Origin of the sequence: Paenirhodobacter huangdaonensis (assembly GCF_004022465.1) — a bacterium.
GTDB classification, from domain to species: Bacteria; Pseudomonadota; Alphaproteobacteria; order Rhodobacterales; family Rhodobacteraceae; genus Rhodobacter; species Rhodobacter huangdaonensis.
Genome location: NZ_SAVA01000001.1, coordinates 197,445 through 208,544 on the forward strand (window position 1 = coordinate 197,445; position 11,100 = coordinate 208,544).

Genomic DNA, 11,100 nt, shown 5'->3' on the forward strand with positions numbered 1-11,100 from the left:
GGGGACCCCCAGAGGCTACGCACCGGGCGGCGTCGAACCTAGATGGCAATTGCCTCCGGTCTTGATCCGAAGCATAGTCCTTGCCTATGCTTCGGCCCCGCCAGACCGTGCTAGAAGCATGCAGCCTACCGGAGACTCGCCCATGCCTCAGCGTCCCGATCTGTCCGATCTGAACTGGAATCTGCTGCACAGCTTCTGCGTCATCGCAGAGGAAAAGGGGCTCACCCGCGCGGCAAAGCGGCTGAACATGAGCCAGCCCTCGGTCAGCCTCGCGCTGCAGAAGCTGGAAGACCAGCTCGGCTGCCAGCTGATCTTCCGCGGCAGCCGGCACTTTGCCCTCACCCTGCGCGGCGAGAAGATCTATCAGGAATGCGCCGAGATGTTCCGCGCCGTCGACCGCATCGGGGTTCTGACCGAGGACCGCAACGACGAGGAATTCGGCGAGCTGCGGCTCAGCATCATCAGCCAGCTGCACTCGCCGCTGATCGACGAGGCGATCCGGCTCTATCATCAGCGCCATCCCTCGATCAGCTGGCGGATCGACGTGCAGAACTCTGCCGAGACGGTGCGCCGGATCACCAACGAGAAGGCCGGCATCGGCATCTGCCTGCTGACCAAGCCGCTGATCACTCTGACCTGCCGCCACCTCTTCCGTGAGGAGTTCGGCATCTTCTGCGGGGCGGAACATTCGCTTTACGGCCGCACCGAGGTGACCTCGCGGGATCTGCAGCAGGAATCCTTCGTTGCCTTCACCTGCGCCACCGAAGGCATGGGGCTTGAGCCGATGATCATGCTGCGCGAGGGGCTGAACCTCGGCAACCGGATCGGCGGATCGAGCCCCGACCTGCAGGAGGTGCAGCGGATGATCACTGCCGGCCTTGGCATCGGCATCCTGCCCCTGCCCGCAGCCTTCGACGAGCAGAAGGCCGGGCGGCTCTGGCCGCTGCGGCTGACCGATCAGCCGCTCGGCGCGGATGTCTTTCTCGTCCACAGCCCGCAGACGCAGCCCACCCCGCCCGAGCAGAAATTCATCCACCTTCTCGAAGAGCTGCTGTCGCTCTATCCGGACATGGGCTGAGAAAACCGACAGGGGGGCGTCACCGCCCCCCTGCCCGCCGCGCCTTCGCCCGGGGCGTCAGCCCGCCGCCACCTGCATCGCCGCCAGCAGGTCTTCCTGCGACAGCCCGACCGACTTGAAGAGCGTGCGCTCGGTCGCGTCGCGGCGCCCCGGGGCGCCGCGCGTCAGTTCGGCCAGATCCGCGACGATCACCGCCGGATCGAAGGCCCCTTCCGCCACCGGCTGGGCAAGATCGCCCGCAAGCAGCGCGCCCGGCCGGCCATCGACGAAGACCCGCGCCTGCGTCACCGCAAGCGTATCGCTTTCGCGCATGTCCGCCTTGAAGGCACCGATCAGATCGAGGTGACTGCCCGGGCGCAGCCACGCGCCACGGATCATCGGTTGCGTCGACGCGGTGACGCAGGACACCACATCCGCCGCGCGACAGGCGCTTTCAAGATCCGCCGCGGCCTCGGCCGCAAGCCCCTTCGCCCCCAGCGCCCGGGCCACGCGCTGCGCCTTCTCCGGGCTGCGCCCCCAGACCAGAACGCGGTCATAGCTGCGCACCGCCGCATGGGCCTCGGCCACCGCCATCGCCAGTTGCCCGGTCCCGGCGACGGTCAGCACGCGCGCATCGTGCCGCGCAAGGTAATCCGCCGCCAGCGCCGAGGCCGCCGCCGTGCGCCGGGCGGTCAGTGCGTCGCCCTCGATTGCGGCAACGCAGTGACCGTCGGCGCCATCAAACAGCAGATAGCCCGCGTTGATCGTCGCCTGCCCCTTTGCGGCATTGCCGGGAAAGAAGGTCACCACCTTGACACCGATCGCGCGCCCGCCTTCCCACGCCGGCATCACCAGCAGCGTCGCGGTCTCGCCCCCCGGCAGCTCGATGGCCAGGGATTGCCGCGCCGGCGCGATCGCCGCACCCCTTGCGAACCCGTCACGCAAAGCGGCGATCAGGCCCGGCCAGTCGAGGGCGGCCTCAACCGCCGCATGATCGAAGACCTGCATCAGCGATCCGCCCGTGCCACGGCCACATGCAGCAGCATGTTCACCCCGGCAACAAGATCGCCGGGGGTGCAGCTTTCGTTGTTGTTGTGGGTGATGCCGCCCTTGCAGGGGGTGAAGATCATCGCGCTCGGGAAGCGCATCGCCATGTGATAGGCGTCGTGGCCGGCCTGGGCCTCGATGTCGCGCCAGTTCCAGCCCTGGCGCACCGCCTCGGCGCGGATCGCGTCGACCAGGCCATGGTCGAAGATATCGCCGCCCCAGGCCCATTCGTCCTCGATCGTGACGGAGCAGCCCGCACGCGCACCGGCCTCATGCGCGGCGCGGCGCATCTTCTCGGCCATCACCTTGGCGGTGATCGGGTCCGGGTGGCGCACGTCGGCGACGCATTGCGCGGTCTCAGACAGGATGCCGGGCTTGTTCGGCCAGGCGGCAAGGCGCGAGCCGGTGGCCTTGCCGTCCATCACCGCGAAATCCCAGCCGATGTCATCGACCGCGGTCAGGAAGCGGGCGCCGGCGATCAGCGCATTGTGGCGCAGGTCCATCGGCGTCGGGCCGGTGTGCGCGGTCTCGCCGTCGAACCGCACGCGGATGCCGTAGCTCGGATAGCCGCCGGTGACCACGCCCACCTGGCGTTTCTCGGCATCGAGGATCGGCCCCTGCTCGATGTGCAGCTCGAAATAGGCGTCGACTTCCCCGGGCGCCGCACCGCAGGGCATCTCCCCCTTGTAGCCGATGCGTTCAAGCTCGTCGCCAAAGCGCGCCCCGTCGTCCGAGATCAGTGCATGCGCCCAGTCCGCCGTGTAGCGCCCGACGAAGACGCCAGAGGCAATCATCGGCGGGGAGAAGCGCGCGCCCTCCTCGTTCGTCCAGTCGACGACGACGATCGGCCGCTTCGTCACATGGCCGAGATCGTTCAGCGTCCGGACCACCTCGAGCCCGGCCAGCACCCCTGCGATGCCGTCAAAGCGGCCGCCGTTGATCTGCGTGTCAAGGTGGCTGCCGATCAGGATCGGCGGCAGGTCGGGCTCGGTGCCCTCGCGCCGGCCATAGATCGTGCCCATCTCGTCGATGCGGACGGCAAGGCCCGCAGCCTCGCACCAGGCGACGAACTGATCGCGCATCTCGCGGTCGCTGTCGGTCAGGGTCAGGCGGGCAAGGCCCCCTTCGCGGCCCTGCCCGATCTCGGCCGAGCGCTGGATGGTCGACCAGTAGCGGTCGAGGTCGATGCGGGCATCGGGGGTAAAGCTCATGGGAACCTCCTGGAGTGTCGGATGTCGCCACCGGGCGCGGCAGCGGGCGGGAGGCGGGCTCCCCGTCGCCGCCAAACAAGCACCGCGGCCGCCGGAACTCAAATAGGTGCAGGCTATGCCTATGATCTGGAAAGGTTATCCTGGGAATTTGGCATGCCGGAACCGCGCCCGGGGCAGTCCCGGACGCGGCTACCGGCTGGCGCCGGGCGGTTCGTCAGGCCGATTGCAGCCCTTCGAGAAGGCTTGTCAGGTTGGCGTGCAGGCTCGGCTGCATGTAACCGCCTTCCTGCACGCTCAGCACCGGCAGGCCGAGGCCGGCGATGGCGCGGCCGATGCGCGCGAAACCCGCCGTGCTCACGCCGAGGCCGTGGAACGGATCATCCTCATGCGCATCGAGCCCCTGCGCCACCACCACGACCGAGGCTCCGAAACAGGCGATCTGATCGAGCGCGCGGTCGAGCGCCGCGAGATACCCCCCGGTCTCGGTGCCGCGCGCAAGCGGCAGGTTCAGGTTGTAGCCGAGCCCCGCCCCGGCGCCGCATTCCTGCGCGCCGCCGGCATAGAACGGGTAGAACTGTTCCGGATCGACATGCAGCGAGATCGTCAGCACGTCGTCACGCTCGTAGAAGATGCCCTGCGTGCCGTTGCCGTGATGCACGTCGATGTCGAGGATCGCCGGGCGGTGGCCACGCGCACGCAGATACTCGGCCGCGATGCCGCTGTTGTTGAGAAAGCAGAACCCACCCGCGACCTCGCGATGGGCATGATGGCCCGAGGGGCGCGACAGCGCATAGGCCCGGCGCGCGCCCGACAGGATCTCGTCCGCACCGCTCAGCGCGGTCTGCGCCGACCAGTAGATCGCCTCCCAGCTTTTCGCCGAAATCGGGCAGGAGGTATCGGTGTTGTGGTAGCCGATCTGCGCCTCGGTGGTCCAGGAATAGACCCGCTCGCGCTCGGGGACGATGCGGCCGGGGACAACCTCGGCAAGGTCGGGCACCTCGGCCAGCCGGCGGTCGAAGATCGTACGCAGGAACGACAGATAGCGCGGCGTGTGCAGCGCGGCGAGCGGTGCCATCCCGTGATCGGTGCTCGGCTCGGGCGTCAGCCCCGCCGCAGCGGCACCGCGCAACAGCTCGGCCACCCGGTCGGGGCGGTCGGGGTTCAGCACCACCTTGCCGTCCTGCAACCGGAAGCGCGGATCGTGCAGCCGCTGCCTCTCGTCGAAAAAGACCTTCATGTCATTCTCCTGTCCTGTTGGCCCCGGCCTGGGGAAGGGTCTTGCCGGGATTGAGGATACCGTGCGGATCCAGCGCCGCCTTGATCGCGCGCATCACGTCGAGCCCCACCGGATCCTTGTAGCGCGCCATCGGGGCGAGCTTCGACAGCCCCACCCCGTGCTCGGCCGAGAAGGTGCCCTGAAGCTCCATCGCCAGCGCGTCGATCTCGGCGCGCAGACCGGCCATCAGGGCGGGCTCGTCGCGCGTCGGATAGCAGGTGTAATGGATGTTGCCGTCGCCCAGATGCGCGACCGACATCAGCCCGCAGCCCGCATCGCGGGCCTGAAGGCGCGGTTCGATCCGGCGCAGGTAGTCCGCCACCAGGTCGCGCGGCACGGCGATGTCGGTGTCGATCACCGGGTGCCGGCGGAACGAGATTTCCGCCGCCGCCTCGCGCCGGGCCCACATCTGGCGCCGCTGCGCCTCGTTCTGGGCGATGACCGCATCGGTGACGGTGCCCGCCTCCATCGCCGCGGCGAGAACGGATTCAAGCGCCATTCCCGGCCCCTCGCCCGGCTGCGGCGCGGCAAGCTCGACCAGCAGGTTGACCGGATGGGGGGCGTCGAACGGCTCGCGGCTGTCGGGGGCGATCTCCAGATACCCCTCGACGAAGCTGCGCGGCATGAACTCGAAGGCGACGACGGCATTGCCCGAGGCATCCTGCAACGCGTTCAGCAGCCCCGGGGCGGGATCGAGCGTCTCCATCGCCACCATCGCGGTGACCACCGTCGCCGGCAGCGGATGCAGTTTCAGCACCGCCGCGGTGATGATACCAAGCTGCCCCTCGGCACCGATCACCAGATCGCGCAGATCGAAGCCGGCGTTGTTCTTGTGCAGCGCCGTCATCAGATCCATCACCCGGCCGTCGGCCAGAACCACCTCGACGCCCAGACACAGATCGCGGGTATTGCCGTAGCGCAGCACATTCGCCCCGCCCGCATTGGTCGACAGCACGCCGCCGATCATCGCCGAACCCGAGGCGCCGAAGGACAGCGGGAACATCAGCCCCTGTTCCGCCGCCGCCGCGTTCAGCGCATCGACGATCACCCCGGCCTCGACCACCGCGATGCGCGCGCCCGCACGGATCTCGCGCACCCGGTTCATCCGCCCGAGCGACAGCGCAATCGCCCCTGCGCCAAGCGCGCCGCCGTTCAGCCCGGTGTTGCCCGAAACCGGCACCACCGCCACGCCCTGCGCGACCGCAAGACGCAGCACCGCCGCCACCTCGTCGCGGTCGGCCGGGCGCACCACGGCCACAGGCGCGCCGCGGTAATGCCCGGTCCAGTCGCTGTCCCAGGGCGCGGTCTCGGCCCCCGTCAGCACATGCGCAGGCCCGACGATCGCCGCCAGAGCGGCCAGAAGATCGCTCATCGCTGCACCTCCAGCCCCGGCGCGGCATCGAGCAGGCTGCGCGTATAGGCCTCGCGCGGGGCGCGGAACACCTGTTCGACGGAACCGAGTTCGACCACACGCCCCTTCTGCATCACCGCGATCCGGTCGCAGATCTTGCCCGCGACGCGCAGGTCGTGGGTGACGAACAGCAAGGTCAGCCCGAGGCGCTGCTTCAGATCCTCGAGCAGATCGAGAACCTGCGCCTGCACCGAGACATCGAGCGCCGAGACCGCCTCGTCGGCGACGATGATCTCGGGTTCGAGGGCGAGCGCCCGGGCGATGCCGATGCGCTGGCGCTGACCGCCCGAAAACTCGTGCGGGAAACGCTCCATCGCCGAGGGCTTCAGCCCGACGAGGTCCAGCAGTTCGCGCGCCCGCGCCTCGGCCTCGGCGCGGGGGCGGCCGTGGGCGATGGGGCCCTCGGTCAGGATCCGGCCGATGCGCGCGCGCGGGTTGAGCGAGGCATAGGGATCCTGAAAGATCATCTGGATGCGCTTGCGATGTGCGCGCAGCGCCGCGCCCCGCAGATGCGAGATGTCCTTGCCGTCCATCTCGATCGTGCCGGAATCGGGTGTGACCAGCTGCACGATGGCGCGCCCGAGCGTCGACTTGCCCGAACCGGATTCGCCCACGATCCCCAGCGTCTCGCCCCGCATCAGATCGAGCGTGACGTGATCCGAGGCCTTCACCACCCGCGCCCCGGTGCGGAATTCCTTGACCAGATCGCGCACCCGCAGCAGCGGCACCTCGCGCGCCGGTTCGTCGCGGAACTCGACCGTCGGGATCGCCGCGATCAGCCGGCGGGTATAGGGATGATCGGGCGCCTTCAGCACCTTTTCGGCCGGGCCCTGCTCGACCAGCTCGCCCAGCTCGATCACCGCGACGTCATCGGCGATCTCGGACACGACGCCGAAATCATGGGTGACGAACATCACCGCCATCCCGTGACGGGTCTGCAAGTCCTTGATCAGACGCAGGATCTGCGCCTGCGTGGTGACATCGAGCGCGGTCGTCGGCTCGTCCGCGATCAGCACCCGCGGCTCCAGCGCCAATGCCATCGCGATCACCACGCGCTGCCGCTGCCCGCCCGAGAGCTGGAACGGATAGGCGAAGCGGGCGCGCTCGGGGTCGGGGATGCCGACCTCGCGCAGCAGCTGCAACGCCCGCGCCGCGCGTTCGGACGGCGTGAGGCGGCCGTGGGCCTCGAACACCTCGGCGATCTGCGCGCCGATCCGCATCAGCGGGTTCAGCGCGGTCATCGGCTCCTGGAAGATCATCGCGATGCCCTGGCCGCGCAACTCCTGATACTGCGCCTCGCTCAGGTGGGTGATGTCGCGGCCGCCGAACAGGATGCGGCCGGCGCCGACGCTGACGCCCTTCGGCAACAGCCCCATGACCGCATTCGCCGACATCGACTTGCCGGAACCGGATTCGCCCACGATGCACAGCGTGCGCCCGGGCCACAGCTGCAACGAGACGTCGCGGATCGCGTGCGGACGGTCGGCGCCCTCGGGCAGATCGACGGTCAGATGTTCGATGCTCAGGGTGGGTTCGATGTCCATCTCAGCTCCTCCGGCGCGACAGGCGCGGGTTCAGCGCATCGTTCAGGCTTTCGCCGATCAGGTTCAGCGCCAGCACCGTCAGCACGATCGCCACGCCCGGAAACAGCGACAGCCACCACGCCTGACGGATCACCGTGCGCGCCGCGCCGATCATGTAACCCCAGCTCATCAGGTTCGGGTCGCCAAGGCCCAGAAACGACAACGAGCTTTCGAGCAAGATCGCCGAGGCCACCATCAGCGAGGCCATCACGATGATCGGCGAGACCGCGTTGGGCAGGATCTGACGCAAGATGATCGCCGGCGTCGACAGGCCCTGCAAGATCGCCGCCTCGATATATTCGCGCTGGCGCAGCGACATCACCTCGCCGCGCACCAGCCGCGCCACCGGCGGCCAGGACACGATGCCGATGGCAAGCGTGATCGACACCACCGAGGGCTGGAAGATCGCCACGATCACGATGGCGAGGGCGAAGCTCGGCACGGTCTGGAAGAACTCGGTCACGCGCATCAGCAGATCGTCGATGCGGCCGCCGAAATAGCCCGCGAGCGCGCCGACCGGGATGCCGATCAGCAGCGCGGCAAGCGTCGAGACCAGCCCCACCAGCAGCGACACCCGCCCGCCATAGGCCAGCCCCGCCGCCACGCTGCGCCCGACCGTATCGGTGCCGAGCGGGAATTTCATCCCCTCGAACGGCGGCACGAAGGGACGCGCCACCATCTTCCACGGATTGCCCGGAAACAGCAGCGGCGCCAGCAGCGCGACCGCCACGATCAGCGCCAGCAACACCAGCCCGATGATTCCGCCCTTGTTGGCGCGGAAACGATGCCAGAAATCTTTCATCGCAAACCTCACTGCGCGCGGATGCGGGGATCGACGATCCCGTAGATCAGATCGGTGATCAGGTTGAACACGATCACCATCGCCGCCGAGACGAAGAACACCCCGAGCAGCACGTTGTAATCGCGCTGTGTCAGCGCCTCGAACATCAGCCGGCCGATGCCGGGCCAGGCGAAGACGGTCTCGGTCAGCACGGCGCCGCCGACCAGCTGGCCGGCCTGCAACCCCGCCAGCGTCACGATCGGCAACAGCGCGTTGCGCAGGATGTGGCGCCGCTCGATCAGGCCCGGGGACAGGCCCTTGGCGCGCGCGGTCTTGACGAAATCGAGCTGCGCCACCTCGAGCATCGAGGCCCGGGTCATGCGCGAATAGACCGCCATGAAGAACAGGCCGAGCGACAGCGCCGGCAGCGCCAGATGCTGCGCGATGTCGAGCGCGCGGCGCATCCCGGTGAAGCCCGATCCGACGGTTTCATAGCCGAACGGCGGCAGCCAGCCGAGCACCACCGAAAACAGCAGCACCCCCATCAGCGCCGCCCAGAACAGCGGCGTGGCGTAGAACAGCAGCGCCACCGTGGAGATCAGCGTGTCGGACCACTTGCCCACCCGCGACGCCGCCAGCACCCCCGCCGCGACACCGAGGATCAGCGACACCGCGAAGGCCGAGCCGGTCAGCAACAGCGTCGCCGGAAGCCGGTCCATCAGCAGATCGAACACCGGCATCTGCTGGCGATAGGAGAAGCCGAGATCGAGGTGCAGCACATCCCAGACGTATTTCCCAAGCTGCAGGTAAAGCGGCTGGTCAAGGCCGAACTTCTCGCGCAGCTGCGCAAGGAACACGTCGTCGGTCGCCCCGGCCTCGCCCGCCATCACCACCGCCGGATCGCCCGGCGCGGCATGGATCAGCAGGAAATTCAGCACCAGAATGGCCAGCAGCACCACGGCGGCCTTGGCCAGCCGGGCGGCAATACGGGTAGCGATCTTCATGAATGTCGTTCCGCGCATGAAAGTCCCCGGCGCGCTTGCCGCGCACCGGGGAACGGGGTCACTTCTGGATCCAGGCGTTCTTGAACCCGTCGTTCAGGCCGATGCCCGTGGTGACGAGATCCTTGACCGAGCAGCGGCTGATCGTCGGCATGCCCATGTCGAGAAGCCAGGCGTTCGGCACGTCGTCGACGAGGATCTTCTGCACCGCGTCATAGGCGGCCTTGCGTTCGGCCGGATCGACGGTGCCCGCGCCCTTGTCGAACAGCGCGTCGACCCTCGGGTTCGAATAGCCCTCGACGTTGTTCCAGGGCGAGCCCTTCTTGATGTTGCCCGACACATAGCTGCGCGACACGCCAAGCGCCGGATCGCCATACTGATACAGATAGGTCGTCGACAGATCGAAATCCCAGTCCGACAGATGCTGGTTCCAGCCCGCGACATCGGTCGAGACGATCTCGACCTTGACCCCCACATCGGCGAGGTTCTGCTTGATGACCTCGGCGAGGCGCATCCAGGTCTCGCCATAGGGCATCGGGACAAGTTTCAGCACCTCGCCCTTGTAGCCCGAGGCCTTGACCAGTTCCTTCGCCTTCTTCGGATCGTAGGGCCAGGGCTTCAGATCGGTGTCGTTGTAGCGGGTGGAGCCGGCGAAGGGCCCGTTCGGGATCTGCCCGAGGCCGTTGAACAGCGAATCGCGGATGAACTCGCGGTCGAGCGCATACAGGATCGCCTGACGGAATTCCTTGCTCGCGGTCGGGCCCTGACGGTTGTTCAGCCACACCCAGGACTGCGGGCCGAAGAACTCCCAGCCGGACTGGGTGATGCAGGTATCGGGCAGCGCCTTCACCCGGTCGATGTCGAAATTCTCGATCGAGCCGGCGGGCAGGATGTCGACCTGCCCGGTCTCGTAGGCCACCGCGCGCGAGGCGGCATCGGGGATCACGTGCCAGTAAACCTCGTCGAGGTAGGGCTTGCCCTGATCCCAGTAGTCGGGGTTCTTCACCAGCTTGATATACGACCCCTTCACCCATTCGGCGAACTTGAACGGACCGGTGCCGATGGGGGTGTTGTTCGCCGGGTTGGTGGCGAAATCGGTGCCTTCGTAGATGTGCTTCGGCACGATCGGCATCGAGCCGACCTCGAAGCTGTTCAGGAACGGACCGAAGGGCGATTTCAGGCGGAACACCACGGTGTCGGCGTCGGGCGCGGTGATGCTTTCGACATGATCGAGAACGGCACGGAACCGCGGGTGGGTCTTGCGCAGGAACACATCGGCGCTGAACACCACGTCATCGGCCGAGAACGGCTGACCGTCGTGCCACTTCACCCCGTTCTGGAGGTGGAAGGTATAGGTCAGACCGTCGGCCGAGACCTCCCAGCTTTTCGCCAGCGAGGGCATCGGGTTCAGCCTGGTGTCGTAGCGCAGCAGCCCTTCGTAGATGTTGCCCGCGACCTGCTGGGCCGGGGCGTTCTGCACGAGGCCGAGCATCAGGCTCGGTGGTTCGGGCTGGATGACGACATTCGCCCGCCCGCCCGCGACCGGATCAGCCAGCGATGGCGCCACGGCCAGGAAACTCGCGACGACGGCCGCCAGAATGCGCTTCATGAAAATTCTCCCTTGTCGTTTGGACATATTCTTGTGCCTTCATGGCGCGAAGTCGCCCCCGCGCCCGAGGATGGAGAAATCATTCGGCCATCGCCGTCAGCGGCGCAAATAGGCCTGAGCTATC

The 11,100-nt window shown here is 67.7% G+C and carries 9 protein-coding genes; 1 reads left to right on the forward strand and 8 read right to left on the reverse strand.

Features of this window, described 5'->3' with window-relative positions; genetic code table 11:
- The first annotated feature begins 142 nt into the window (after positions 1–142).
- Entirely contained in the window at positions 143–1,078 is a 936-nt protein-coding gene (locus EOW66_RS00920; RefSeq protein WP_128154119.1) for a LysR family transcriptional regulator, read from the forward strand.
- 57 nt (positions 1,079–1,135) lie between these two features.
- On the opposite strand, the gene EOW66_RS00925 is transcribed toward EOW66_RS00920, so the two are convergent.
- From EOW66_RS00925 to EOW66_RS00960, 8 genes are all read right to left on the reverse strand, one after another.
- The gene (locus EOW66_RS00925) at positions 1,136–2,065 is read right to left on the reverse strand and encodes an ornithine cyclodeaminase family protein (protein WP_128154120.1); all 930 of its coding nucleotides are present in this window, start codon (positions 2,063–2,065) and stop codon (positions 1,136–1,138) included.
- On the reverse strand, positions 2,065–3,315 hold the full coding sequence (locus EOW66_RS00930) for a Zn-dependent hydrolase (protein ID WP_128154121.1): 1,251 nt from the start codon (positions 3,313–3,315) through the stop codon (positions 2,065–2,067). Before EOW66_RS00930 ends, EOW66_RS00925 begins: the two co-directional genes overlap by 1 nt.
- 214 nt (positions 3,316–3,529) lie before the next feature.
- On the reverse strand, positions 3,530–4,552 hold the full coding sequence (locus tag EOW66_RS00935) for a histone deacetylase family protein (RefSeq protein WP_128154122.1): 1,023 nt from the start codon (positions 4,550–4,552) through the stop codon (positions 3,530–3,532).
- 1 nt (position 4,553) lies between these two features.
- Complete coding sequence (locus tag EOW66_RS00940; RefSeq protein ID WP_128154123.1) at positions 4,554–5,963, reverse strand: FAD-binding oxidoreductase; 1,410 nt, start codon at positions 5,961–5,963, stop codon at positions 4,554–4,556.
- Positions 5,960–7,546: an ABC transporter ATP-binding protein gene (locus EOW66_RS00945; RefSeq protein WP_128154124.1), complete on the reverse strand. Its 1,587-nt coding sequence runs from the start codon at positions 7,544–7,546 to the stop codon at positions 5,960–5,962. Before EOW66_RS00945 ends, EOW66_RS00940 begins: the two co-directional genes overlap by 4 nt.
- A 1-nt stretch (position 7,547) precedes the next feature.
- Entirely contained in the window at positions 7,548–8,387 is an 840-nt protein-coding gene (locus EOW66_RS00950; RefSeq protein WP_128154125.1) for an ABC transporter permease, read from the reverse strand.
- 8 nt (positions 8,388–8,395) lie between these two features.
- Complete coding sequence (locus EOW66_RS00955) at positions 8,396–9,370, reverse strand: ABC transporter permease (protein WP_128154126.1); 975 nt, start codon at positions 9,368–9,370, stop codon at positions 8,396–8,398.
- 58 nt (positions 9,371–9,428) lie between these two features.
- Positions 9,429–10,976, reverse strand: a complete 1,548-nt coding sequence (locus tag EOW66_RS00960) for an ABC transporter substrate-binding protein (protein ID WP_128154127.1) — start codon at positions 10,974–10,976, stop codon at positions 9,429–9,431.
- Between the last annotated feature and the right edge of the window lie 124 nt (positions 10,977–11,100).

Coding starts and splice junctions, on each gene's coding strand:
- EOW66_RS00920 (WP_128154119.1), top strand. CDS start 143: ATGCCTCAGCGTCCCGATCTGTCCGATCTGAACTGGAATCTGCTGCAC.
- EOW66_RS00925 (WP_128154120.1), bottom strand. CDS start 2,065: ATGCAGGTCTTCGATCATGCGGCGGTTGAGGCCGCCCTCGACTGGCCG.
- EOW66_RS00930 (WP_128154121.1), bottom strand. CDS start 3,315: ATGAGCTTTACCCCCGATGCCCGCATCGACCTCGACCGCTACTGGTCG.
- EOW66_RS00935 (WP_128154122.1), bottom strand. CDS start 4,552: ATGAAGGTCTTTTTCGACGAGAGGCAGCGGCTGCACGATCCGCGCTTC.
- EOW66_RS00940 (WP_128154123.1), bottom strand. CDS start 5,963: ATGAGCGATCTTCTGGCCGCTCTGGCGGCGATCGTCGGGCCTGCGCAT.
- EOW66_RS00945 (WP_128154124.1), bottom strand. CDS start 7,546: ATGGACATCGAACCCACCCTGAGCATCGAACATCTGACCGTCGATCTG.
- EOW66_RS00950 (WP_128154125.1), bottom strand. CDS start 8,387: ATGAAAGATTTCTGGCATCGTTTCCGCGCCAACAAGGGCGGAATCATC.
- EOW66_RS00955 (WP_128154126.1), bottom strand. CDS start 9,370: ATGAAGATCGCTACCCGTATTGCCGCCCGGCTGGCCAAGGCCGCCGTG.
- EOW66_RS00960 (WP_128154127.1), bottom strand. CDS start 10,976: ATGAAGCGCATTCTGGCGGCCGTCGTCGCGAGTTTCCTGGCCGTGGCG.